Consider the following 24,211-nt stretch of genomic DNA (forward strand, 5'->3'; position numbering starts at 1 on the left):
GGCCGCCACCCCCCACAGGAGAGGCCCCGGTCGTCGCTCGCCAGGGCCGCGGAGCGGCCCCGTACTTCTCTCAGCGCCGAGCGTGCGTTTTCTGTCACACCCCGCTGTGTCAGCATGTTGTTGCGGGTTGTACAAAATGTGGACGCGGCTCGGTAGGAGGACGTAGCGTGCTGATTCGCGTACAGGGCGGCGCGGCAGTGGTGACCAGCTGCGATTCAGGACGGGTTGAGGGAGTGCTGGGGGACGACGCGGAGTTGACCGCCGCGGTGCTCGCGGCTCAGGACGGGGACGAGGACGCCTTCCGTGCTGTGTACCGCGCTGTGCACCCGCGATTGCATGGATATGTCCGGACTCTGGTCGGCGAGTCGGAGGCCGAGGACGTGGCCTCGGAGGCCTGGCTGCAGATCGCCCGCGACCTCGAGCGGTTCAGCGGCGACGCGGACCGCTTCCGGGGCTGGGCCGCACGAATAGCCCGCAATCGCGCTCTCGACCACATACGTATGCGGGGCCGGCGCCCCGCCGTCGGCGGCGACGAGAGTGAACTCACCGGGATGCCCGCCGAGTCGGACACCGCGGACCAGGCCTTGGAGGCGCTCGCCACCGGCCACACCATGGAACTCATTGCCCAGCTGCCGCAGGACCAGGCCGAGGCCGTCGTACTGCGCGTCGTGGTCGGCCTCGACGCGAAGAGCGCGGCCAAGACGCTCGGCAAGCGGCCGGGTGCCGTACGGACAGCGGCGCACCGCGGCCTGAAGCGGCTGGCCGAGCTGCTGGGCGCGGACGGTGCGGACGGTTCGGACGGTGCGGACGGTGCGGACGGTGCGGGCTTCGCGGACGGCGCGGACGGCGCGGACGGCGCGGACGGCGCGGACCTGGACAACCTCCGTACGGGCGCGGCGGATCTCGGCGGCGTACCGCCGCAGCGAGGCCCCCGACCGGGCTCGACGGCACCCGCCGGTGTGACGCATTCACGCCTGCGGACGCAGAAGGACATGTGATGGCCGACGAGCGGTACGAGTGGCTGGACAAGGATGCTGCGGAGCGACTGCTGCGGGGCGAACCGGTCGAAGCCGCCGATGAACACGCCCGTATCCAGGCCGCGCGACTCTCCCGTGCGCTGGACGGCGTGGGCCGGGCCGACTACTCCGACGACGGCGAAATGCCGGGCGAGGCCGCCGCACTGGCCGCCTTCCGCAAGGCCAGGGCCGACGCCGCCGCGCCCGTCGGCGACACCATCGGCACCGTACGACTCGCTCGCTCCTCCCGCTCGGCGCCCGGACTGCGCTTCGGGCGTCCGGTGCGCTTCGGTATCGCCGCCGCGGTGGCCGGCTGCGCGCTCGGCGGAGTGGCGGTCGCGGCCGGCACCGGCATGCTGCCCGGCCCCTTCAGCAACGACGATCCGCTGCCCGCGTCCTCCCTCTCGGCCGCCGCGACTCCCGGGCCGCTGGTCTCGGAGTTGCCGACCGGCGGCGGACCGGACTCCCCGTCGCAGACCCCGGGCGGGATCAGTACGCCGCCGGTGTCGCCCTCGCCGAGCGGCGGGCCCGGTCGGCATCCGGACCAGGCGAACGGCGGGAAGCCGGACGACGACGGCAAGCAGCAGGGCGACGCCGGCAAGAAGAACAGCGACCGGAACGCCGAGTGGTACCGCAGGACGGCCGAGGCCTGCCGCGACTACCGCAGCGGCCGTATCGCCCCGGAGCGCAAGCGGCGACTGGAGGCGACGGCCAAGGGGCCGGAGCGTGTGGAGCGGTTCTGCGACCGGGTGCTCAGCGGGGACAGCGACGGCGACGGCGGTGACGACGGCGGCGGCGACGGACAGAGCAACGGCGGCTCCGACTCGGACGACGGCCGGCCGGGCGGCGGATCGCTGCCGCCCGTGTCCTGGTCACCTCTGCCGGCCGAATCCCCGACCGTCCCCTCCGTGAGCACTCGCTGAGCCTCGCCCCACGTTGACCCGCAGCCTGTCTGACCTGCGTTTTCTCCCCGCTGCCGGTATCGGATCAACCAGGTGTGACGTTTTTTGAGCCAATGGCGCAGTAGAGAGTGAGCCGACTGGTCATCGGCCGCGCTCGAGCCGGGGTTCCCCCCGTACCTACGGCTTGGCGCACATGGCGCGGGCGGGACACGTTCCCCCGGTCCCGCCCGCGCCACTCTTCCTTCTCGACTCTCACCAGTAGATGACGACCTTGTCGCCGCTGTGGACCTGTCCGAAGAGCGAGGCGATCTTCCCCTTGTCCCGGACGTTGACGCAGCCGTGTGACGCGCCGTTGTAGCCGCGGGCCGCGAAGTCCGAGGAGTAGTGCACCGCCTGGCCGCCGCTGAAGAACATCGCGTACGGCATGGACGTGTGGTAGATCGTCGAGACGTGGTCCTTGGACTTCTGGAACACGCGGAAGGTGCCCTCACGGGTCGGCGTGTACTGCGAGCCGAAGCGCACATCCATCGTCGACTGCACCTTGCCGTCGATCACCCAGGAGAGCGTGCGGGTGGACTTGCTGATGCACATCACCCGGCCCGTCGTGCAGCGCCGGTCCAGCTTTGCCGCCGGCTTGTTGACGGCCTTGCCGTTCAGCTCGTCGCGCGTCGGCTTCGTCGTCATACCGAGCAGCTTCTGCCATGTCACGGTGTCCGTGTCGCCGGTCGTGGGCAGACCGCGCTTGCCCTGGAAGCCCTTGACGGAGGCGACCGTCACGGGACCGTAGGTACCGGTCGGCCTGTCGTCGAACCAGCCGATCTGCGCGAGCCTGGCCTGCAGCTCGCGCACCTGCTTGCCCTTCGAGCCGTTGGCCATCAGCACCTCGGTGGGCTTGCTGGGCTTGGCGGTCGTCTCCTTCGGCTTCGGCGTGGCCGAGTCCGCCCCGGACGGCGTCGCCGTGCCGGCCTGCGCGGGCTCCGAGCTGCCCGGTTTGGCGTCGGCCCGGGCCGGCTGCTCGGTCGCGGCCTGCGCCGTGCAGCCCGCGGTCACGGCAAGCACCGCGGCCGCGGCCAGTGATCTGCGTATGACGGAATTCCGAACCATGTTCGCCCCCCTGTATTCCCTGTGTCTCCAGAGACAGATTCCCGCCCTGCCTGGTTGCGCAATCCCGCGCATCATGGGGAACAAGCGGTGGAAGAGGCTGTGAGCAAGGTCCCAGGGTGCGGCTCTCCACCCGTCGCGGGCCCGCCGTTACAGTCCGACGCGAGGATCGGTTACCAGCGAGTAGCTCTAGCGGGAGGCACACAACCATGGCGCGCGAGTCCGAGTCGGGACTGCCCATCGAGCCGGTCTACGGACCGGGTGCACTGGACGGCTGGGATCCGGCCGAGAAGCTGGGCGAGCCCGGTTCGTACCCCTTCACCCGCGGCGTCTACCCGACGATGTACACCGGCCGTCCCTGGACGATGCGCCAGTACGCGGGCTTCGGCACCGCCGTCGAGTCCAACGCCCGCTACAAGCAGCTCATCGCCAACGGCACGATGGGCCTGTCCGTCGCCTTCGACCTGCCCACTCAGATGGGTCACGACTCGGACGCGGCGATCGCAAGCGGCGAGGTCGGCAAGGTCGGCGTCGCCATCGACTCGCTCGACGACATGCGGGTGCTGTTCGACGGTATCCCGCTGGACAAGGTCTCCACGTCGATGACGATCAACGCCCCCGCCGCGCTGCTTCTGCTGCTCTACCAGCTCGTCGGCGAGGAGCAGGGCGTCCCCGCGGACAAGCTCACCGGCACCATCCAGAACGATGTGCTCAAGGAGTACATCGCCCGCGGCACGTACATCTTCCCGCCGAAGCCCTCGCTCCGGCTGATCGCCGACATCTTCAAGTACTGCAGGACCGAGATCCCGAAGTGGAACACCATCTCGATCTCCGGCTACCACATGGCGGAGGCCGGCGCCTCGCCCGCGCAGGAGATCGCCTTCACGCTCGCGGACGGCATTGAGTACGTCCGTACGGCCGTAGCCGCCGGCATGGACGTCGACGACTTCGCGCCGCGCCTGTCCTTCTTCTTCGTCTCGCGTACGACGATTCTGGAAGAGGTCGCCAAGTTCCGTGCCGCGCGCCGTATCTGGGCCCGGATCATGCGGGACGAGTTCGGCGCGAAGAACCCCAAGTCGCTGATGCTGCGGTTCCACACGCAGACGGCCGGTGTGCAGCTGACCGCCCAGCAGCCCGAGGTGAACCTGGTGCGCGTGGCCGTCCAGGGGCTCGCGGCGGTGCTCGGCGGTACGCAGTCGCTGCACACCAACTCCTTCGACGAGGCGATCGCGCTCCCTACGGACAAGTCGGCGCGGCTCGCCCTGCGTACCCAGCAGGTCCTGGCGTACGAGACCGATGTCACCGCCACCGTGGACCCGTTCGCGGGCAGTTATGTCGTCGAGAAGATGACGGACGACGTGGAGGCGGCGGCGCTGGCGCTGATGGAACGGGTCGAGGACCTGGGCGGCGCGGTCAACGCCATCGAGCACGGTTTCCAGAAGAACGAGATCGAGCGCAGCGCGTACCGCATCGCGCAGGAGACCGACAGCGGCGAGCGGGTCGTCGTCGGCGTCAACCGCTACACGCTGGACGCGGAGGAGCCGTACGAGCCGCTGCGGGTCGACCCCGCCATCGAGGCGCAACAGGCGGACCGGCTGGCGAAGCTGCGGGCCGAGCGCGACCAGGGGGCGGTCGACGCGGCACTCGCGGCGCTGCAGAAGGCCGCGGAGGGGACGGACAACGTCCTCTACCCGATGAAGGACGCGCTGAAGGCGCGGGCGACGGTGGGCGAGGTGTGCGACGCTCTGCGCGCGGTGTGGGGCACCTACGTCCCGACCGACGCCTTCTGAGCGGCTCGTTCCGTTCTGCTCCGTGATGCGGAACGCAAAGGCGGAGTGTCGTACCCATGTGCGACACTCCGCCTCATGCTGGGTGTTACCGATCTGCCGACCTATCTCGCAGGACTTGTCCTGATCGTTCTGCTGCCGGGGCCGAACTCGCTGTACGTGCTGTCGGTCGCCGCGCGCCGCGGTGTGCGTACGGGATACAAGGCCGCCGCCGGTGTGTGGTGCGGCGATACCGTGCTGATGGTGCTGTCCGCGGCGGGCGTCGCCTCGCTGCTCCAGGGCAATGCCGTGCTCTTCGGGATCGTGAAGTTCGCCGGCGCCGGCTATCTGACCTGGCTGGCGATCGGGATGCTGCGTGCGGCCTGGTCGCTCTGGCGTACCCGTCGTGAGCTGACCGCCGAGCAGGCGGCCCCGGCCGAGGGGTCCGCCGCCGAGCGGCCGTTCCGCAAGGCTTTTGTGATCAGCCTGTTCAACCCGAAGGCGATCCTCTTCTTCATCGCCTTCTTCGTGCAGTTCGTCGATCCCGAGTACGCCTATCCGGCGCTCTCCTTCGTGGTGCTCGGCGTGCTCGCCCAGCTGGCGAGCTTCCTCTATCTCACCCTGCTGATCTTCACCGGGACGCATCTGGCGGCGGCATTCCGCCGTCGCAAGCTGCTGTCGGCGGGTGCGACGTCGGCGGCCGGTGCGCTGTTCCTGGGCTTCGCGGTGGAGCTCTCGCTCAGCAGCACCTGACCAGGTACTCGGCGAGGCCGGACATGTCCTCGCCCGCCCAGCCGAGGTAGCCGTCGGGCCGAACAAGGAAAAGACCCTTCCCGTACGGCTCGTACGCCTCGATCCGGTGTGTGTGCACCAGCTCGTCGTCGAGTACGGGCAGTTCGGCGTCCGTGCCGACCGCGAGCAGCGTGAAGTGCGGGCCGCGGAAGAGGTCGAAGATCCGCCGTCCGCCGGGCAGTGGACCGTCCGGGGCGCGGTCGCCCGCCTCCAGTGCGCCCGCGCCGCCGGAGGCGAGCGGGCCGCCGCGGTAGCCGAGCCCCAGCTGCATGGTGGCCGCGCCGCGCTTCTCCTCACCGCGGTGGATACGGGTGGAGAGGCCGAGCATCTGTGCGGCGACGGGCAGCCGCTCCTGCTCGTAGGTGTCCAGGAGCGCCTGGGGTGCGCCGTGGCGCAGCACCTGGCCGAGCTTCCAGCCGAGGTTGTACACGTCCTGGACGCTGGTGTTGAGGCCCTGTCCGCCGGCGGGGGAGTGGACATGGGCGGCGTCGCCCGCGAGGAACACGCGCCCTTCGCGGAACCGGTCGGCCATGGCGGCACGCGGCCGGAAGTCCGAGGCCCACAGCACCTCGGTGACCTCGTCCTCGGCCAGATGGGTGCGGGCGGCTATCAGCTTCCGCACGCCCGAGGGCGAGGTGTCGGGCTCGCCCTCCGCGAACTGGCCGGCGACCTGGAAGTCGTCGGTCCCCGGCAGCGGGCAGACGGCGAAGTAGCCGGCGCTGCCGCCCGGGAAGACATGCCAGTTGAGGCGGTCGAGGATGGGGATGCGGACATCGGCGACCAGTATCGGGGCCGGGTCGACGCTCTCGCCGTTCATCGCGATGGAGAGGATCCTGCGGACCGTGCTGCGGCCGCCGTCCGCCGCGACCGCGTAGGCCGCGCGGATCGTCGATGTTCCTGTCGTCGCTGCCGTTCCTGTCGAGAGCTGGGCCGTCACTCCGTACGCGTCCTGGCTGAGCCCCGTCAGGGCCGTACCGAAGGAGACTTCGCCGCCGAGCTCTCTCAGGCGCGCGTACAGGATCTGCTGGGTGCGCCACTGCGGGAGCAGCCAGGGCTCGCCGTACGGCTCCGTGTCCGTGGGCCCGGAGCGCTCGAACATGTCGTGCTCGCCCTGGCGGCTGCCGTCCTGCCAGACCATGCCGACCGGAGCCTTGCCGCCCGAGGCGAGGACCGCGTCCACGACGCCGAGGTCGTCGAAGACCTCCATGGTGCGGGGCTGGATGCCCTTGCCGCGCGAGCCGGGGAAGAGGGTGTCCGACTGCTCGACGACGAGGGCGCGTACACCGCGGCGGGCCAGATCGCAGGCGAGGGCGAGCCCGGTGGGCCCGGCCCCGACGATCAGGACGTCGGGCTCCGTGCCGGGGCCAGTTTCCTTAACGCTGTTAAGTGCCATGTCTGAAAGGGTGTCCTTAACGTTGTTAAGTTGTCAAGGGTGACGGGTAGGTTGGCACCGTGGCTACGGAACGACTCGACCGGATCCGGGTGGCGCGCACCGCCCTGCGCCTGCTCAACGAAGTAGGACTCGAAGGGCTGACGCTGCGCGCCATCGCCAAGGAGCTCGACGTCAAGGCGCCGGCCCTGTACTGGCACTTCAAGGACAAGCAGGCGCTGCTCGACGAGATGGCGACCGAGATGGTCCGGCGCATGGCGGCCGACCTGCTGGCGGCGGAACCGGCTGCCGACTGGCGCGAGAGCCTCGCCGGGGCCATGCGCGGGCTGCGCGAGCATCTGCTGCGCTATCGCGACGGCGCCAAGGTCTACAGCGGCACGCACTTCACCGACAACAGTTACGCCGGCCCGATGGAGGCGCATCTGCGCATCCTCACCGGCGCGGGCTTCACGCCGGGCGCGGCGGCCCGCGCCTGGTTCACCGCGTACAGCTACACGATCGGCTATGTGATCGAGGAGCAGTCGATGGGGCCCGACCCGGCGACCGGGGCGGAGGGGTACGACCTGGTGGCCCGGGCCGAGCGGCTGGCGGAGTACCCCCTCGCCGTGGCGGTGGGCGAGGAGGTCTTCGCAGACCATGAGGCGGCGTTCGAGGCGGGGCTCGCGGCGGTGGTGGCGGGGATCGAACAGGTGCTGCTGAGCCCGGGGGGTATTTCCCCTGCCCGCCCCTTCCCGTAACTGGGGGCAAGCCCCCAGGCCCCGGACGCCCTTCCGGGCCCCCCGCCCTCAGGGCGTAGGGGGAGTGTCCTCAATCGCCGGACGGGCTGGGTTTTCCCGGGCGGGAGTCCCAGCCTCGCCGACGGGACATTTCAGCCCCTCCGCGTTTGAGGAGCGGAGTCCGGGGCGGAGCCCCAACGGGAGCCTCGCCGGCGATTGAGGTGCGGGGCCCGGGGCCGAGCCCCAGGGGTCATCCGAGTGCCACCCGCTTGAGGCGGCGCGCCCTCCGCACCACCCGGCGTACCGTCGCATTGCGCGGCACCGGGATGCCGCCCGGCAGCCCGAGCACCGTCAGCCTGCGGCGCTTGAAGTAGCGCCAGGTGCGGTTGTTGAGGTTGCGGCCGAGATAGCTCTCCGCCGCCGCCCGCAGATCCGGCCGCAGCTGCGGCTGCATCGCGAAGCCGACCGCGCTGACCAGGCCGGTCAGTATGTCGTCGGCCTCCTTGGGCGCACCGGCCGCGCCGTCGGCGAGATCCGGCAGCAGCGCGTCGACGATCGTCAGTGGCACCCGGTTGCTGTTCTGGTACGGCGTGAGCCGGTCCAGGAGCGGTTCCGTGCCGATACGGGCCACGGGAATGCCGTAGAACGTGCTCGCCGTGAACAGCGCGGTCGAGAAGCAGCCGGCCACCAGCGCGGGGCGCAGCCGGCGGTAGAGCACCTCGGCGATCAACGGCCGGTCCAGGACGGTCAGTTCCGCCTCCAGCGCCGCCGCCTCGCGCTCCAGCGTGCGCGTCCAGGAGGCCGGCGCGGTGGGATGCGGCTTGAAGACGATCCGGCGGTGGCCCAGCGCGACCGCGCCCCGCACCATCCGGACATGGAGGGCTTCCTCCTCCGCGGGCGTGATGATGCCCAGCGCCGCCAGATACTGGCCCAGCAGCAGTACCGGGCCCTCGCCCTCGGCGGACACCTCGGCGGACACCTCGGCGGACACCTCGGCGGACACCGCGTCGGACGCCGGGTCCGTAACGCCGTCGGAGAGCTCTGCGACGACCTTGACGAAGGCCTCCGTCGGAACGATCTGCGGCTCGGCCCCGAACTCCGCGAGCAGCAGCGGCTTCAGGCCCGGCACCAGATCCAGATGGAACAGCCGGCGCACGCGCTCGCCGACCAGCGGGTCGATCTTGTTGCGGGTGGGGCCGTAGCTCATCAGCCCGTCCGCGTAGACATCGAGCGCCGCGTCCGGGAAGAGCTGCGCGACGGCGAGCGCCGGATTGACCTGGATGGACTCGACGGCCAGCTCGATCCGGTCGTCACCGAGATCCCACAGCAGCCGCAGATGGCGCTCCCACAGCGGCGCGTCGTCCGGCCGCGGGGCCCAGCCGCCCGGGTGGAAAGGGGAGATGGCCTCGTTCCAGGAGAGCACGCCGTCGAAGCGGCCGCGCAGTTGCTCGAAGCCCGGCATCTCGTCCAGCGCCGGCGAGGTCTCCGGCGTCGTGGCGTTGTTGGCGACCAGCAGCAGCCGCCGGTCCGCCGGCGCGAAGCAGCCGCTGTCCAGCGCAGCGGCCAGCGTGGCGGCCCCGTACAGCGAGGACGCGAGGAAGATCTGGGTCGTACGCATCAGGCCGCGGCCTCCGTGGAGAGAGGGGCGGGGCGGCGACGCAGCCTGCGCAGCCGCGACGCACGCTCGATGTCCATCGAGTCGAGCGCGTCCTTCAGAACGTCCTGCGGCATCCGCCTCAGCGCCGCCGCACTCATCGCACGCAATTTCCGCGCCACAGGCGGTTCGAACCTCTCCACTGACCCCAAGTGGTGGGAAATAACCGCACAGTAGGTGCGTACGGCTTTTGGCAGCAGTCGTTCGGAATCCGGATCCTTCGCCGTTTCTTCGATCACCTGGTCGAATGCGCGAATGAAATCGAGTTGCCGGATATCTCCGATCTGAGTGAGCGAAGAAGCCACTCCGCGCCGGTAGAAGATTCCTAGCCCGCTGATCGCCGCGAAGGATTCCGCCTCGCGGTGCAGCCGCCAGATCCACGGCCGGTCCTCGGCGGTGCGCAGCCCGTGCGTGAAGTGCAGCAGTCCGCGCTCCGCGAGCCGCCGGTGGTACATCCCGGCCCAGGCCATCGGGTAGTCGACGCCGGTGGAGCGGTCGGCGGGCAGGATCGCGTCGCGCGGCCGCAGCACCTCGCCGCGCCGGCCGACCGGGACGCGATGGACCGTACGGGCCCTGGCCGTGCACTGCACATGGTCCGTACGGACGAAGTCGCAGCCCAGGTCCTCGATGGCGGCGAGCAGCCGCTCGTAGTGGCCGGGGGCCAGCCAGTCGTCGCCGTCGAGGAAGGTGAGGTACTCCCCGGTCGCGGCGTCGAGGCCGGTGTTGCGCGCGGTGGCGAGCCCGCCGTTCTGTTCATGTCTGATCAGGCGAACCCCCGGAACCTCGCGCTCCGCGCGCTCGAGGATCTCCGGTGTCCCGTCCGTCGAACAGTCGTCGACAAGCAGGAACTCGAAGTCCTCGCGGGCGTTCGCCTGGAGGCTTCTGAGGGTGTCGGGTGCGTATGTCTGCACGTTGTAGAACGGCACGATGACGGAGAGCTTAACCACCCGCGTGACGCTATGGCCGGCACCCGGCATTCGTACTGACGCCGGGAGAGATGACAGGTGAACGCAGAGCGGCGACTTTGTTAACCAGGTTGATTCATCGGCCTTATCGCCAACCGTAGACGCTCTGTTAACCAGCTGTTGCGGTCGAGTTGGGCCGTCAAACGGAATGCCTTTCTAACGTCCTCGGCGTGCCATCAAGTACCAGCGAGGCCGTACGGGTCGCCGTACTCGCCGACTCCGACACCCGGTGGAAATGGGGTGCGCTCACCGCGCGCCGTATCGCCGCGCACGACGTCCCGCGCTGCTCGTCGGGTTCCGCCGGCTCATCGGATGCGGCCGACGCCGTCGATTCCGCGGACTCAGTCGAGCTGAGCGGCTTTCTGCTGCGCGGCCGGGCCACCCCCACGGCCCGCCAGCTCGCCGAGGTCGGTGTGCGCGCCGACGAGCTGCGCGAGGTGACCGGTAACGAGTTCCTGCGGGCGATGAAGGACGAGCAGTACGACGTGGTCGTACTCGCCCTCGTCGGTGGCGCGGTCCAGGCCATGCTGCACGGGTTCGCCGCACTCCGGCTGCCCCGCCGGCCCGTCGTTGTCACCGGCTATGTCGGCGTCGTCTACGAGAAGCTCGCCGACGGGCTCCTGCTGCGGCACGGAGCGGACGTCGTCCTCGCCAACTCCCGCCACGACGCGGACCGTTTCCGCGCGGTGTACGAGGGAGTGGGCGCCGACGCCTCGTCCGTCACCGAGGCCGCGCTGCCCTTCCTCGGCGGCGCGCCCTACGAGGCGCAGAACGGCCGCGACACCGTCGTCTTCGCCGCTCAGCCCTCGGTGCCCGAATCCCGCGCCGACCGCACCTATCTGTTGCGCCGCCTGGTCGAGCACGCCCGTCTCCACCCGAGCCGCGAGGTGCTGCTGAAGCTGCGCTCCAAGCCGGGCGAGCACACCACGCACCTCGAAGAGCTCCCGTACCAGAAGCTCGCCGACAAGCTGCCGGGCGGACTGCCGCCCAACTTCAAGCTGGTCTACGGGCATATGGGCGACGTCCTCGATCGCACCGACCTGCTGGTCACCGTCTCCTCCACCGCCGCGCTCGAATCGCTGCACCGGAGCATCCCCACCGCGGTCCTCACCGACCTCGGTGTGCGCGAGGCGCTCGGCAACCACCACTTCCTCGGCTCCGGGCTGCTGACCCCCTGGGACCGGCTCGACGGCGGCCACCGCCCCGCGCCCGACCCCGACTGGCTGGTCAGGCAGGGCGTGGCCGCGGACGGCGCGTACGACACGGCCTTCGACGCGGCCCGTAAGCGCGTCGCCGAGCTGCTGCAGAGCCCCGCACTCCCGCCGCTCGCGCCGTACTACACGCCCGCCACCGCCCCGGGCTATCTCCCCGGCATCCTCGCCCGCCACCACCTCGGCCCCGACGGCACTCCGCTGCCGGGCGCGGCCCCGGCCGCCGAGATCACCGGCGTACGGCGTGTGGTGCGCGACGCGATACGGAACGCGGCGCGCGGCGCGTACCGCCACGGCGTGCAGCGCGTCGCCCCGATCATCCGCCGGATGGGCGAGCTGTGATCCGCACGCGCCCCGGTGCCTCACCTCAACTCCCGTACTCAGGAGCGCAGATGACCGTACTCGCCGTGATCCCCGCCCGTGGCGGCTCCAAAGGCGTTCCGGCGAAGAACCTGGCCCCCGTGGGCGGAGTGCCGCTCGTCGCGCGCGCCGTGCGCGAGAGCCTCGCCGCACCGCACGTCACCGATGTCGTGGTCTCCACGGACGACCCGGACATCGCGGAGGCGGCCCGGCACGCGGGCGCCGAAGTGGTGCTGCGGCCGGCCGCGATCGCGGGGGACACCGCGACCAGCGAGGCGGCGGTGCTGCACGCGATGGACGCGTACGAGGCGATGCACAGCACGTCGGTGGACGTGGTCCTGCTCATCCAGTGCACCAGCCCCTTCCTGGCGCGCGAAGACGTCGAGGGTGTGGCGGCCGCGGTCCTCGAAGGCGGCGCGGACAGCGCGGTGACCGTCGCCCCCTTCCACGGTTTCGTCTGGCGCGAGGAGGACACGTCGCCCGCATCGGAGTCGGCCGCGATCGGCGCTCAGCGCGTCGGCGGCGCCACCGCGCTGCTCGTCGACACCGACCGCACCTCCGGCTACGGCGTCAACCACGACGCGTCCTTCCGGCCGCGCCGCCAGGACCGGCCGCAGGACTTCCTGGAGACCGGGGCCGCGTACGCCATGTCCGCCACCGGATTCCGCGAGGCCGGCCACCGGTTCTTCGGCCGTACCGCGCTCGTACGGACCGACCCCGCGCGCGTCCTCGAGGTCGACGACCCGCACGACCTGGCCAGGGCCCGCGCGCTGGCGCCCCTGCTCGACACCCCCGCGCTGCCCACCCGCGAGGACATCGACGCCGTAGTGCTCGACTTCGACGGCACCCAGACCGACGACCGGGTGCTCATCGACGCCGACGGGCGCGAGATCGTCGCCGTGCACCGCGGCGACGGCCTAGGCATCGCCCATCTGCGCAGGTCAGGCCTGGAACTGCTGATCCTGTCCACCGAGCAGAACCCTGTCGTCGCCGCCCGCGCCCGCAAGCTCCGTGTCCCTGTCCTGCACGGCATCGACCGCAAGGACCTCGCGCTGAAGCAGTGGTGCGAGGAGCAGGGGATCGCGCCGGAGCGGGTGCTCTACGTCGGCAACGACGTCAACGACCTTCCGTGCTTCCACCTCGTCGGCTGGCCCGTGGCCGTCGCGAGTGCGCACGGCTCCGTACGTGCCGCCGCGCGTGCCGTCACCACCACGCGCGGCGGCGAGGGGGCGATCCGAGAGATCGCCGCCTGGCTCCTCGGCCCGACGCTCAACACCCCCGAAAACACCCCCGAAAACACCCCCGAAAACACCCCCGAAAACACCCCTGAAAACACCCCTGAAAACACCCCTCAAGACACCACCGGCACCTCTGTCACCCCTGCCACCTCCCACAACTCCCCCGAGAAGTAAGGAACCACCCCTCATGAGCACGTCCCGTCTGCGCACCCTCGGCACCAAGACCGCGGGCCCCGGTCACCCCGTCTACATCACGGGTGAGATCGGCATCAACCACAACGGCGACCTGCACAACGCCTTCGCGCTCATCGATGCCGCCGCCGACGCCGGCTGTGACGCGGTCAAGTTCCAGAAGCGCACCCCGGAGATCTGCACCCCGCGCGACCAGTGGGACATAGAGCGCGACACTCCCTGGGGCCGGATGACGTACATCGACTACCGCCACCGCGTGGAATTCGGTGAGGACGAGTACCGCCAGATCGACGAGCACTGCAAGAAGCGCGGCATCGACTGGTTCGCGTCGCCGTGGGACACCGAGGCCGTCGCCTTCCTGGAGAAGTTCGACGTCCCCGCCCACAAGGTGGCCTCCGCTTCGCTGACCGACGACGAGCTGCTGCGCTCCCTGCGCGCCACGGGCAAGACGGTCATCCTCTCCACCGGCATGTCCACGCCGAAGCAGATCCGGCACGCGGTGGAGGTGCTCGGCAGCGACAACATCCTGCTCTGCCACGCCACCTCGACGTACCCGGCGAAGGCCGAGGAGCTCAACCTCCGCGTCATCAACAGCCTCCAGGCCGAGTACCCGAACGTCCCGATCGGCTACAGCGGCCACGAGACCGGCCTGCAGACCACCCTCGCCGCGGTTGCACTCGGCGCCGCCTTCGTCGAGCGCCACATCACTCTTGACCGCGCCATGTGGGGCTCCGACCAGGCGGCCTCCGTCGAGCCGGGCGGCCTGCAGCGGCTGGTCCGCGACATCCGCACCATCGAGACCGCGCTCGGCGACGGCGTCAAGAAGGTCTACGAGTCCGAGCTCGCCCCGATGAAGAAGCTGCGCCGGGTCGCGGGTGTCGTCGCCGAGGCCGGCGACCGTGAGCCGGCCGCGGTCTGACATGCCTGCTGCCGTGCTGTGCCTTGCAGGGGGCCGTGGCCCCCGAAAGCCGCTCCGCGGCGGGCTCCCGGACCACCAGCAGGCCGGCCGGCCGGCAGGCCTGCCCGGCATCACGAGGTGAACTTCAGTGAATCTCGCCTTCGTCGAGAGTCCGGTCCAGCTCCTGAACGTCCTGGAGTGGGCCCACGCACGGCCGGGCGCGCCGCCGACGCTGCCAGGTCTCCCGGCACAGCCGGCGGGCCGGACAGGGACCGGCCTGGCAGGGACAGACCGGACAGGGACCGGCCGGGCAGGGACAGACCGGACCGCGTCGCCGGGGGCCGGGACGTCCTGGGCCCCCACCGAGCTCACCGTCGTCGTCCTGTCGCCGACCGACCCCATGTCGCGGGGCCAGCTGCGCCGGATGGCGGAGCTGGCCCGCGACGAGGGGTACACGGTGCGCTGGCAGGAGGCACGCGGCGGGGCGGGTGCGCCGCTGAAGACGCTGCGCGAGCTGGGCCCGATGCTGCACCGCGCCGAGCGCATCGTCATAGGGGACCCGTTCTCCCGGTACGTACAGCTGCTGCTGACCCTCGTCCGCAGCAAGGATCTGACCGTGGTCGACGACGGCACTGCCACCATGGAGTTCGTCGCCCAGCTGGCGCGCGGCGAGAAGCTGGTGCGCTGGCACCGGCGCGGCAGGCGGAGCCCCCGCGAACTGGTCCTCGCGCCGGTCACCTTTCTGGCGCGGCGCCGGCTCACCCCGTCCAGGACCCGCAAGGTCGAGGTCTTCACCTCGATGCCGGTCGAGCCGCCGCCCGGCGTCACGGTCACGGCCAACCGGTTCGCCTGGACCCGCTCCCGCTTCGGACCGCCCAGGATCACCCGGGGCGCTGACCTCGTCGGCACATCTCTCGTGGAGACGGGCGTCGTCGACCCGGACCAGTATGTGGAGGCCGTCGGCGCCCTGGCCCGTACGCACGGCGCCACCCGCTACTTCGCACACCGCCGAGAGAGCTCGGAGAAACTCCACCGCCTCGCCGTCGAGACCGGCCTGGAGATCGTCCGCCCGGATCTGCCGCTGGAACTGATCGCCCGCCGCGGCCCCATCGGCGGCACGGTCCTCAGCTTCCCGTCCACCGTGGTCCACACGCTCCCGCTCGCCCTCGCGGGCACGGGCGTCAAAGTCGCGGTCTGTGACATCGCCCCGGAGTGGCTCAGGGACAGCGCGTCCCCGCGGGCCCAGGGCTTCCTGGCCGGGGTGACGGGGACCGCCCGGGATGTGCATCGGCTGCCCGCTCCGGCATGAGCGGCGCGCACTGCGGCGGCCGGCACCGTGACCCCGAAATCCCCTGCTTCGGGGATCGCCGGTTGACTCTCGGTCGAGAAGAGGAGTGAGCTTACCCACAGGGGTGGACAACCATGCACCTCGCGGCCGCCTTTCCTCACCCTATCGGGCTGATCTTTTGTTGATCAGTGGTCAGTCGGGGCATGCCTGGGCCTACTCTTCAACAGGTGAACCAACTGATGTCCCGCGATTCCGAAGCCGAGCAACCCGGCGAGGTGCTGCCCGGCACGCTGTCCGAGTCCTTGCGCGCTGAACTGATCGAGTTCCGCCGCGACTTGCACATGCACCCGGAGCTCGGCAACCAGGAGTTCCGTACCACCGCCGTGCTCAAGGCGCGCCTCGAGCAGGCCGGCCTCGAGCCCCGGGTGCTCGCCACCGGTACCGGGCTCATCTGTGACATCGGCTCCTGGGACGGCGTACGTCCCTTGTTCGCGATCCGCGCCGACATCGACGCGCTGCCCATCCCGGACACCAAGACCGGCGTGCCCTACCGCTCCACCGTTCCGGACCGGGCGCACGCCTGCGGGCACGATGTGCACACCACCACCGTCCTGGGCGCAGGGCTCGTCCTCTCCGAGCTCGACCGGCAGGGGCTGCTTCCGCAGCCGGTCCGGCTGATCTTCCAGCCCGCCGAGGAGGTGCTGCCCGGTGGTGCGTCCGACGCCATCGAGTCCGGCGTACTGGACGGCGTCGGCAAGATCATCGCGGTGCACTGCGACCCCAAGGTCGACGCCGGAGTCATCGGGCTGCGGCCGGGCCCCATCACCTCCGCCTGCGACCGGCTCGAGATCACCCTCGACGGCCCCGGCGGCCACACCGCCCGCCCGCATCTGACCACTGACCTGGTCACCGCCGTCGCGAAGGTCGCCGCCGAGGTTCCGGCCCTGCTCGCCCGCCGGGTCGACGCCCGCTCCGGGCTCGCCGTCACCTGGGGCCGCATCGAGGCCGGTCACGCCTGCAACGTCATCCCGCAGCACGCCGAACTGTCCGGCACCGTGCGCTGCCTGGATCTGCCCGGCTGGCGCGCCGCCCCCGATCTGGTGCATGCCGCTATCGACGAGATCGCGACGCTGCACCGGGCCAAGTCGCAGATCAACTACATTCGCGGAGTCCCGCCGGTGGTCAACGACCCGGACGTGACCGAGCTGCTGCGCGACGCGCAGATCGCACGCCGGGGACCGTACGCCGTAGAGGACACCGAACAGAGTCTGGGCGGCGAGGACTTCTCCTGGTACCTGGAGCACGTTCCGGGCGCGATGGCGCGGCTCGGCGTCCGGACGCCCGGTGACACCGCCCGGCGTGATCTGCACCGCGGCGACTTCGACGCCGACGAGCGCGCGATCGCGGTCGGCGTGGAGCTGTTCACAGCGGCCGCGTTGCTGGACGGGCAGCGCACCTGAGGAGACATCGCCCGGCCCTGTATTGGGGCCGGGCGACGCACCGACATGGGTGTACGTTGAAATGTCGGTCGCTGCGGCGCGCGTGGCTCGTGGCTTGTTCGCGACGATCCGATAACGACTGATGAACAGGTCTTTAACTGACATCTACGCGCGTTACGATCGCCGCAAAACCAGCGCCGGAAGAGGCGCTCTCGGTCAGTCTTGAAGGGACCCTCCTCTTGCGCCGGATCACCAGAATCGCCACCGTGGGCATTGCGTCCGCGGCTCTCGCACTCACCGCCACCGCGTGTGGCGGAAAGACGTCTTCGGACGCCGGTTCCGCCAAGGACAGCGCCGCCATCGCGTACGACATCGGTGGTCGCGGCGACCAGTCCTTCAATGACGCCGCCTACGCCGGTCTGGCGAAGGCGGAGAAGGAACTCAAGGTCAAGGGCAGCGAGGACGAGCCCACCGAGGGTGAGTCGGACGCCGACAAGGTTCAGCGGCTCACCGAGCTCGCCCGCGCCGGCAACAACCCGGTCATCGGTGTCGGCTTCTCCTACGCCCCGGCCATCAAGAAGGTCGCGCCGAAGTTCCCGAAGACCACCTTCGGCATCATCGATGACACCTCGGTCACCGGTAAGAACATCGCCAACATGGTCTTCAACGAGGAGCAGGGCTCGTACCTCGCCGGCGTCGCCGCCGCCAAGGCCACCAAGACCAACAAGGTCGGCTTCATCGGTGGCGTCGAGGTTCCGCTGATCAAGAAGTTCGAGGCGGGCTTCGCCCAGGGCGTCAAGGACACCAACCCCAAGGTCACGGTGCTCAAGCAGTACCTGACGCAGCCGCCGAACTTCGACGGCTTCTCCAAGCCCGACCTCGGCAAGGCCGCTGCCCAGGGCCAGCTCGACAAGGGCGCCGACGTGATCTACCACGCCGCGGGTCTCGCGGGCTCCGGCTCGATCGAGGCTGCCGCCACGGCCGGCAAGTGGGCCATCGGCGTGGACTCGGACCAGTACAACCAGGCCGGTCTGGCCAAGTACAAGGCGAAGATCCTCACCTCGGTGACCAAGGACGTCTCTGACGCGGTCTTCAACCTGATCAAGTCCGTGAAGGACGGCAAGCCGCAGTCCGGCGAGGTCCGTTACGGTCTCGACAAGGACGGTGTCGGCCTGGCCGACTCCAACCCCGAGTACAAGAAGATGACGGACCTCACCGCCGCTGTGGAGAAGGCGAAGAAGGGCATCACCGACGGCACGATCACGGTCAAGACCACGCCGTAAGGCCACTGGCCACGACGTGAGTCCCGGGGGCCCGGGAAGGCAGGCGCTGCCGCCTTTCCTGGCCCTCGGGCCGTATTTCGCACCACATCTTTTACGATTTGGCAGCGCTACGCGCGTAGACGCCTCACTGGCGCGATAGCTTCGCCCCCGCCCTGCCTCCTGCTCCTGCCCTTCTGCTTCCCGCTCCTTTCCGCCAAGGAGAGTGCGTCATCAACGCGTCAAGCCCGCCCGCCGCCGTAGAACTGCACGGCATCACCAAGCGCTTTCCCGGCGTCGTCGCCAACCACGACATCGACATCACCATCCGCAAGGGCACCGTGCATGCCCTCGTCGGCGAGAACGGTGCCGGTAAGTCGACCTTGATGAAGATCCTCTACGGCATGCAGAAGCCGGACGAGGGCACCATCACCATCGACGGCGACCAGGTCAGCTTCAGCACCCCGGCCGACGCCATCGCCCGCGGCATCGGCATGGTGCACCAGCACTTCATGCTCGCCGACAACTTCACCGTCCTGGAGAACGTCGTTCTCGGCGGCGAGAATCTGTACGGCATCGGCAACAAGGCCCGTAACAAGATCCGGGAGATCTCGGACGCGTACGGGCTGAACGTGCGCCCCGACGCCCTGGTCGAGACCCTCGGTGTCGCCGACCGCCAGCGTGTGGAGATCCTCAAGGTCCTCTACCGCGGCGCCCGCATCCTGATCCTCGACGAGCCGACCGCCGTGCTCGTCCCTCAGGAGGTCGACGCGCTCTTCGACAACCTGCGCGAGCTCAAGGCCGAGGGCCTGACCGTCATCTTCATCTCGCACAAGCTGGGCGAGGTGCTGTCGGTCGCCGACGACATCACCGTCATCCGCCGCGGTACGACCGTGGGCACGGCCGACCCGGCGAACACCACCACCAAGCAGCTCGCCGAGCTGATGGTCGGCAGCGAACTGCCCTCGCCCGAGACCCGTGAGTCGACGGTCACCGATGTGCCCATGCTCCAGGTCTCGGACCTGCAGCTGACCGCTACCGACCCCGACGGCGTCGTCCGCGAGGTCCTCGCCGGCATCAACCTCACCATTCACAAGGGTGAGGTCCTGGGCATCGCCGGTGTCGAGGGCAACGGCCAGACCGAGCTCATCGAGGCGCTCATCGGTATGCGCGACCCCGACGGCGGCGTGATCACGCTCGACGCCGAGGACATCTCGCACGCCCCGACGCGCAAGCGCCGCGAGGACGGCATCGGCTACATCCCCGAGGACCGGCACCGCCACGCCCTGCTGCTGGAGTCGTCCCTCTGGGAGAACCGCATCCTCGGCCATGTCACCGAGAGGCCCAACAGCAGGAAGGGCCTCCTCGACATCAAGGCAGCCCGCCGCGACACCGAGCGGATCGTGCGCGAGTACGACGTCCGCACCCCCGGCATCGAGGTCACCGCGGCCTCGCTCTCCGGCGGCAACCAGCAGAAGCTGATCGTCGGCCGCGAGATGAGCCACAAGCCCAAGCTGCTGATCGCCGCCCACCCCACCCGCGGTGTGGACGTCGGCGCGCAGGCGCAGATCTGGGACCAGATCCGGGAGGCCCGTCATGAGGGCCTGGCGGTGCTGCTGATCTCCGCGGACCTGGATGAGCTGATCGGGCTCTCCGACACCCTGCGGGTCATGTACCGCGGCCGGCTGGTCGCGGACGCCGACCCTGCCACCATCACTCCGGAGGAGCTGGGTTCCGCCATGACCGGCGCGGCCACCGGCCATCTCGAAGCAACTGACAGCGGCTCCGCCGCGGGCGAAGAGGACGAGGCCCGATGAAGAAATTCGACAAGGACCGGGTGATCCTGGCCCTCGCCGGCCCGGTGCTCGCGCTGGCCGTCGCCGTCGCACTCACCTCCGTGGTGCTGCTTGCCTCGGGCCGCAACCCGTTCGAGCCGTACAGCCTGATGATCGAGAACGCCGGGTACGTCGACGTACAGGTCCTGATCATCAACCAGGCCGGTACGTACTACCTGGCGGCCCTCGCCGTTGCCGTCGGCTTCCGGATGAACCTCTTCAACATCGGTGTCGACGGCCAGTACCGGCTCGCCGCGATGGTGGCCGCGCTGGTCGGCGCGCGCGTCGACCTGGCGGGCCCGCTGCAGATCGCGCTGATCCTGCTCGTCGCGATGCTGACCGGCGCCTTCTGGGCCGGTATCGCAGGCATCCTCAAGACCACCCGCGGAGTGAGCGAGGTCGTCTCCACGATCATGCTCAACGCCATTGCCACCAGCCTGATCGCCTGGCTGATCCTGCCGGACAACCTCGGTGTCCAGCCGGAAGGCTCCAACGACCTGACGACCGGCGACATCCCGGAGTCCGGCTGGTTCCCGGGCCTGACCATGGGTGACGGCGGAGAGATCTACGGCTTCACGTTCGTCGCCTTCGCGCTCGGCATCGTCTACTGGTTCGTCCTCAACCGCACCCGCTTCGGCTTCGATCTGCGTGCCACCGGCGCCAGTGAGAGCGCCGCCGCGGCCTCCGGTGTCGACGCCAAGAAGATGATCCTGACCGCGATGCTGATCTCGGGTGCCGTCGCGGGTCTGGCCGGTATGTCGACGCTGCTGGGCGACACCCACACGTACAGCCTCAGCTTCCCGACCGGAATCGGCTTCACGGGCATCACCATCGCCCTGCTCGGCCGCAACAACCCGATCGGCATCTTCTTCAGCGCGCTGCTCATCGCCTTCCTGGACAAGGCGTCCGCGACGCTCGACCAGCACGGCTATGAGAGCGAGATCGCCACGATCATGCAGGGCCTGATCGTGATCGCGGTCGTCGTCAGCTACGAACTCGTCCGCCGCTACGGGATCCGCCGCCAGCAGCAGAAGGTGGGCGACGAGCTCGCCGCGGCAGCCCGCAAGAACCGTGAGGAGGTGGCGGCGTAATGAGCACCAGCACGGTCTCCGCAGTGAGCGCGGCACCCAAGAAGAGCGCCCGCCGCAAACTGTCCACCCCGGTCGTCCTGCTGATCATCGCGGGTGCGCTCGCCCTGGTCTCGCTGGTACGCATCCTCAGCGGTGCCGAGGACCTCACCTCCGTCGGCCAGGTCTCCGGCGCGCTTCAGCTCGCCATCCCGATCGGTCTCGCCGGCCTCGGCGGCCTGTGGGCGGAGCGTTCGGGCGTGGTCAACATCGGTCTCGAAGGCATGATGATCCTCGGCACCTGGTTCGGCGCCTGGGCCGGCTACCAATGGGGTCCGTGGACGGGTGTCGCGGTCGGCATCCTCGGCGGTGCGCTCGGCGGTCTGCTGCACGCGATCATCACCGTCACCTTCGGTGTGAACCACATCGTCTCCGGTGTGGCCATCAACATCCTGGCCGTCGGCGTCACCCGCTATCTGTCCAACTTCACCTTCGCCGAGGCCCCGGGCGGCTCCTCCAAGCAGTCCCCGCGGATCGATCCGATCACCTCGATCACGATTCCAGGGCTGTCGGACTGGATGAAGGATCTGCAGGGCAAACACTGGTTCTTCATCTCGGACCTCGCCGGTGTCATCGGCGGCCTGGTGACCAACCTGTCGCTGCTGACCGTCGTCGCGCTGCTGCTGATCCCGGCCACCACCTGGATCCTGTGGCACACCGCCTTCGGTCTGCGGCTGCGCTCCTGCGGTGAGAACCCGGTCGCCGCCGAGTCGCTCGGCGTCAACGTCTACAAGTACAAGTACGTCGCCGTCGCCGTCTCCGGCGGTCTGGCGGGCCTCGCGGGCGCCTTCCTGGCGATCGTGTCCACCGGCATCTACCAGGAGGGCCAGACCGGCGGCCGCGGCTATATCGGTCTCGCCGCGATGATCTTCGGTAACTGGATGCCGGGCGGCATGGCGCTGGGTGCCGGTCTCTTCGGCTTCACCGACAGCCTCAAGCTGCGCGGCGGCGCCGAGAACGTCCACGCGATGCTGCTGCTGCTGGCGATCCTGCTGGTGCTGGTCGTCATCTGGCAGCTGTACAAGAAGAAGTACGTGCCCGCGGTGATCTCGGCGGCCGCCTCGGCCCTGCTGTTCGCCTGGTACCTGCTGACCAACGAGGTGCCGAGCCAGTTCGTGGACGCCGCTCCGTACATCACCACGCTGCTGGTCCTGGCGCTGTCCGCGCAGCGGCTCCGAATGCCCAAGGCTGATGGCATGCCGTACCGGAAGGGCGAAGGCACGTGACGGCGGCCGTCGACTGGGACGCTCTGCGCGAGCGGGCGCGTGAGGCCATGTCGCACGCGTACGCCCCCTACTCGGGCTTCCCGGTCGGCGTGGCTGCGCTCGTCGACGACGGCCGCACGGTCGTCGGCTGCAACGTCGAGAACGCCTCGTACGGGCTCAGCCTGTGCGCCGAGTGCGGTCTGGTCTCCCAGCTCCAGGCGACGGGCGGCGGCCGGCTGACCCACTTCACCTGCGTGGACGGCCGGGGCGAGAGCCTGGTGCCGTGCGGCCGGTGCCGTCAGCTGCTGTACGAATTCGGCGGCCCCGAGCTGCTTCTGGAGACCCCGGAAGGGGTTCTCCCGCTGTCCGAGATGCTGCCGCAGGCCTTCGGGCCGGGGCATCTGCGCTGACACCGCGGCCCTCCCGCCCGCCGGGAGGGCCGCTCCTCTTTCGCAACCCTCTCTCCACCCCTCTATGCGCGTAGAGTCGCGCGTACGCACTTCATTTGCCGGAAGGAATCCCATGGACGCCATCTCCGTCATCCGCACCAAGCGGGACCGAGGCGAGCTGAGCCCCGAGCAGATCGACTGGGTCATCGACGCCTACACGCGCGGTGAGGTCGCCGACGAGCAGATGTCGGCGCTGGCGATGGCCATCCTGCTGAACGGAATGAACCGCGCGGAGATCACCCGCTGGACGGCCGCGATGATCGCGTCCGGCGAGCGGATGAACTTCGACGCGCTGTCCCGGCCGACCGCCGACAAGCACTCGACGGGCGGCGTCGGCGACAAGATCACGCTGCCGCTCGCGCCGCTGGTCGCCGCGTGCGGCGCGGCCGTCCCGCAGTTGAGCGGCCGCGGTCTCGGCCACACCGGCGGCACGCTCGACAAGCTCGAGTCCATCCCCGGCTGGCGGGCGCTGCTCTCCAACGAGGAGATGCTGCACGTCCTCGACACGACCGGCGCGGTGATCTGTGCCGCGGGCGACGGCCTGGCCCCCGCGGACAAGAAGCTGTACGCCCTGCGGGATGTCACCGGCACAGTCGAGGCCATTCCGCTCATCGCCTCCTCGATCATGTCCAAGAAGATCGCCGAGGGCACCGGCTCGCTGGTCCTCGACGTCAAGGTGGGCACCGGCGCCTTTATGAAGACCATCGAGGACGCCCGCGAACTGGCCTCCACCATGGTCGCGCTGGGCTCCGACAGCGGCGTCAGGACCGTTGCGCTCCTCACCGACATGTCGACCCCGCTCGGCCTCACCGCGGGCAATGCCCTCGAGGTCCGCGAGTCCGTCGAGGTCCTCGCGGGCGGCGGCCCGCAGGACGTCATCGACCTCACCGTGGCCCTCGCCCAGGAGATGCTCGTCGCTGCCGGTATCAAGGACGCCGACCCCGCGAAGGCACTCGCCGACGGCTCCGCGATGGACGTCTGGCGCCGCATGATCGCCGCGCAGGGCGGTGACCCGGACGCCGAGCTGCCGGTAGCCCGCGAGCAGCATGTGATCACCGCCCCGTCGTCGGGTGTCCTCACCCGCCTCGACGCGTACGACGTCGGCGTCGCCGCCTGGCGCCTCGGCGCGGGCCGGGCCCGCAAGGAGGACCCGGTCCAGGCGGGCGCGGGCATCGAGATCCACGCCAAGCCCGGCGAGCCGGTGACCGCGGGCCAGCGACTGCTGACCCTGCACACGGACACCCCGGAGAAGTTCGAGTACGCCCTGAAGCCCCTGGAGGGCGCGTTCGACATCGCCCCGTCGAACACGGAGTTCACCCAGAACCCGATCGTGCTCGACCGCATCGCCTGACCCCACTCGCTCGCCTGACCCCACTCGCTCGGCGGCCGATGAGAATCGGCCCGCCGA

Annotated in this window: 20 protein-coding genes; 16 read left to right on the top strand and 4 right to left on the bottom strand. The window is 69.9% G+C overall.

Translation table 11 applies throughout. The annotated features are described in order from the left end of the window. Nucleotides 1-233: 233 nt before the first annotated feature. Both AB0D12_RS09390 and AB0D12_RS09395 read left to right on the top strand, forming a co-directional pair. Complete coding sequence (locus tag AB0D12_RS09390) at nucleotides 234-998, top strand: RNA polymerase sigma factor (protein ID WP_362678833.1); 765 nt, start codon at nucleotides 234-236, stop codon at nucleotides 996-998. Further along, entirely contained in the window at nucleotides 998-1,939 is a 942-nt protein-coding gene (locus AB0D12_RS09395; RefSeq protein WP_362678686.1) for a hypothetical protein, read from the top strand. Before AB0D12_RS09390 ends, AB0D12_RS09395 begins: the two co-directional genes overlap by 1 nt. A gap of 231 nt (nucleotides 1,940-2,170) precedes the next feature. Here AB0D12_RS09395 and AB0D12_RS09400 read toward each other — a convergent pair whose 3' ends face one another. After that, complete coding sequence (locus AB0D12_RS09400) at nucleotides 2,171-3,022, bottom strand: L,D-transpeptidase family protein (protein WP_362678689.1); 852 nt, start codon at nucleotides 3,020-3,022, stop codon at nucleotides 2,171-2,173. Between the two features lie 206 nt (nucleotides 3,023-3,228). On the opposite strand from AB0D12_RS09400, the gene AB0D12_RS09405 reads away from it, so the two are divergent. Further along, complete coding sequence (locus AB0D12_RS09405) at nucleotides 3,229-4,809, top strand: methylmalonyl-CoA mutase family protein (RefSeq protein ID WP_362678692.1); 1,581 nt, start codon at nucleotides 3,229-3,231, stop codon at nucleotides 4,807-4,809. 75 nt (nucleotides 4,810-4,884) lie between these two features. Continuing rightward, on the top strand, nucleotides 4,885-5,538 hold the full coding sequence (gene leuE / locus AB0D12_RS09410) for a leucine efflux protein LeuE (RefSeq protein WP_362678695.1): 654 nt from the start codon (nucleotides 4,885-4,887) through the stop codon (nucleotides 5,536-5,538). On the opposite strand, the gene AB0D12_RS09415 is transcribed toward leuE, so the two are convergent. Continuing rightward, a complete protein-coding gene (locus AB0D12_RS09415; RefSeq protein WP_362678698.1) occupies nucleotides 5,525-6,970 on the bottom strand; it encodes an FAD-dependent monooxygenase in 1,446 nt (481 codons plus the stop codon). The genes leuE and AB0D12_RS09415 overlap by 14 nt on opposite strands. 59 nt (nucleotides 6,971-7,029) lie before the next feature. Here AB0D12_RS09415 and AB0D12_RS09420 point away from each other — a divergent pair, with 59 nt between their 5' ends. After that, complete coding sequence (locus AB0D12_RS09420; protein ID WP_362678701.1) at nucleotides 7,030-7,704, top strand: TetR/AcrR family transcriptional regulator C-terminal domain-containing protein; 675 nt, start codon at nucleotides 7,030-7,032, stop codon at nucleotides 7,702-7,704. A gap of 229 nt (nucleotides 7,705-7,933) precedes the next feature. Here AB0D12_RS09420 and AB0D12_RS09425 read toward each other — a convergent pair whose 3' ends face one another. Together AB0D12_RS09425 and AB0D12_RS09430 are read right to left on the bottom strand one after the other, a co-directional pair. Continuing rightward, entirely contained in the window at nucleotides 7,934-9,301 is a 1,368-nt protein-coding gene (locus AB0D12_RS09425; protein WP_362678704.1) for a polysialyltransferase family glycosyltransferase, read from the bottom strand. Beyond that, complete coding sequence (locus tag AB0D12_RS09430; protein ID WP_362678707.1) at nucleotides 9,301-10,284, bottom strand: glycosyltransferase family 2 protein; 984 nt, start codon at nucleotides 10,282-10,284, stop codon at nucleotides 9,301-9,303. The genes AB0D12_RS09425 and AB0D12_RS09430 overlap by 1 nt, the downstream gene beginning before the upstream one ends. Before the next feature lie 188 nt (nucleotides 10,285-10,472). Between AB0D12_RS09430 and AB0D12_RS09435 the strand changes: the two genes are divergently transcribed. From AB0D12_RS09435 to AB0D12_RS09485, 11 genes are all read left to right on the top strand, one after another. Continuing rightward, nucleotides 10,473-11,855 (top strand): DUF6716 putative glycosyltransferase, encoded by a 1,383-nt coding sequence (locus AB0D12_RS09435; RefSeq protein ID WP_362678710.1) that lies wholly within the window; start codon nucleotides 10,473-10,475, stop codon nucleotides 11,853-11,855. A 50-nt stretch (nucleotides 11,856-11,905) separates the two neighbouring features. After that, nucleotides 11,906-13,285 (top strand): N-acylneuraminate cytidylyltransferase, encoded by a 1,380-nt coding sequence (locus AB0D12_RS09440; RefSeq protein WP_362678712.1) that lies wholly within the window; start codon nucleotides 11,906-11,908, stop codon nucleotides 13,283-13,285. A gap of 13 nt (nucleotides 13,286-13,298) precedes the next feature. Continuing rightward, on the top strand, nucleotides 13,299-14,222 hold the full coding sequence (locus AB0D12_RS09445) for an N-acetylneuraminate synthase family protein (protein ID WP_362678715.1): 924 nt from the start codon (nucleotides 13,299-13,301) through the stop codon (nucleotides 14,220-14,222). Nucleotides 14,223-14,349: 127 nt separating this feature from the next. Beyond that, complete coding sequence (locus tag AB0D12_RS09450; protein WP_362678718.1) at nucleotides 14,350-15,510, top strand: hypothetical protein; 1,161 nt, start codon at nucleotides 14,350-14,352, stop codon at nucleotides 15,508-15,510. 218 nt (nucleotides 15,511-15,728) lie between these two features. Continuing rightward, entirely contained in the window at nucleotides 15,729-16,949 is a 1,221-nt protein-coding gene (locus tag AB0D12_RS09455; RefSeq protein WP_362678836.1) for an amidohydrolase, read from the top strand. A 218-nt stretch (nucleotides 16,950-17,167) separates the two neighbouring features. Continuing rightward, nucleotides 17,168-18,211, top strand: coding sequence for a BMP family ABC transporter substrate-binding protein (locus AB0D12_RS09460; RefSeq protein WP_362678721.1), 1,044 nt, complete (start codon nucleotides 17,168-17,170; stop codon nucleotides 18,209-18,211). A 242-nt stretch (nucleotides 18,212-18,453) separates the two neighbouring features. Then, a complete protein-coding gene (locus AB0D12_RS09465; protein WP_362678839.1) occupies nucleotides 18,454-20,004 on the top strand; it encodes an ABC transporter ATP-binding protein in 1,551 nt (516 codons plus the stop codon). Further along, entirely contained in the window at nucleotides 20,001-21,113 is a 1,113-nt protein-coding gene (locus AB0D12_RS09470) for an ABC transporter permease (protein WP_362678724.1), read from the top strand. The genes AB0D12_RS09465 and AB0D12_RS09470 overlap by 4 nt, the downstream gene beginning before the upstream one ends. Beyond that, a complete protein-coding gene (locus AB0D12_RS09475) occupies nucleotides 21,113-22,375 on the top strand; it encodes an ABC transporter permease (protein WP_362678727.1) in 1,263 nt (420 codons plus the stop codon). The genes AB0D12_RS09470 and AB0D12_RS09475 overlap by 1 nt, the downstream gene beginning before the upstream one ends. Then, a complete protein-coding gene (locus AB0D12_RS09480; RefSeq protein ID WP_362678730.1) occupies nucleotides 22,372-22,764 on the top strand; it encodes a cytidine deaminase in 393 nt (130 codons plus the stop codon). Before AB0D12_RS09475 ends, AB0D12_RS09480 begins: the two co-directional genes overlap by 4 nt. Nucleotides 22,765-22,876: 112 nt before the next feature. Continuing rightward, a complete protein-coding gene (locus tag AB0D12_RS09485) occupies nucleotides 22,877-24,154 on the top strand; it encodes a thymidine phosphorylase (protein WP_362678733.1) in 1,278 nt (425 codons plus the stop codon). Nucleotides 24,155-24,211: the final 57 nt, after the last annotated feature.

This window comes from Streptomyces sp. NPDC048479, assembly GCF_040651435.1.
Classification (GTDB): domain Bacteria; phylum Actinomycetota; class Actinomycetes; order Streptomycetales; family Streptomycetaceae; genus Streptomyces.

What these genes read in the sequence shown, in the direction of transcription:
- AB0D12_RS09395 (WP_362678686.1), top strand. Translation starts at nt 998, where the DNA reads ATGGCCGACGAGCGGTACGAGTGGCTGGACAAGGATGCTGCGGAGCGA.
- AB0D12_RS09400 (WP_362678689.1), bottom strand. Translation starts at nt 3,022, where the DNA reads ATGGTTCGGAATTCCGTCATACGCAGATCACTGGCCGCGGCCGCGGTG.
- AB0D12_RS09405 (WP_362678692.1), top strand. Translation starts at nt 3,229, where the DNA reads ATGGCGCGCGAGTCCGAGTCGGGACTGCCCATCGAGCCGGTCTACGGA.
- leuE (WP_362678695.1), top strand. Translation starts at nt 4,885, where the DNA reads ATGCTGGGTGTTACCGATCTGCCGACCTATCTCGCAGGACTTGTCCTG.
- AB0D12_RS09415 (WP_362678698.1), bottom strand. Translation starts at nt 6,970, where the DNA reads ATGGCACTTAACAGCGTTAAGGAAACTGGCCCCGGCACGGAGCCCGAC.
- AB0D12_RS09425 (WP_362678704.1), bottom strand. Translation starts at nt 9,301, where the DNA reads ATGCGTACGACCCAGATCTTCCTCGCGTCCTCGCTGTACGGGGCCGCC.
- AB0D12_RS09440 (WP_362678712.1), top strand. Translation starts at nt 11,906, where the DNA reads ATGACCGTACTCGCCGTGATCCCCGCCCGTGGCGGCTCCAAAGGCGTT.
- AB0D12_RS09445 (WP_362678715.1), top strand. Translation starts at nt 13,299, where the DNA reads ATGAGCACGTCCCGTCTGCGCACCCTCGGCACCAAGACCGCGGGCCCC.
- AB0D12_RS09455 (WP_362678836.1), top strand. Translation starts at nt 15,729, where the DNA reads ATGTCCCGCGATTCCGAAGCCGAGCAACCCGGCGAGGTGCTGCCCGGC.
- AB0D12_RS09470 (WP_362678724.1), top strand. Translation starts at nt 20,001, where the DNA reads ATGAAGAAATTCGACAAGGACCGGGTGATCCTGGCCCTCGCCGGCCCG.
- AB0D12_RS09475 (WP_362678727.1), top strand. Translation starts at nt 21,113, where the DNA reads ATGAGCACCAGCACGGTCTCCGCAGTGAGCGCGGCACCCAAGAAGAGC.
- AB0D12_RS09485 (WP_362678733.1), top strand. Translation starts at nt 22,877, where the DNA reads ATGGACGCCATCTCCGTCATCCGCACCAAGCGGGACCGAGGCGAGCTG.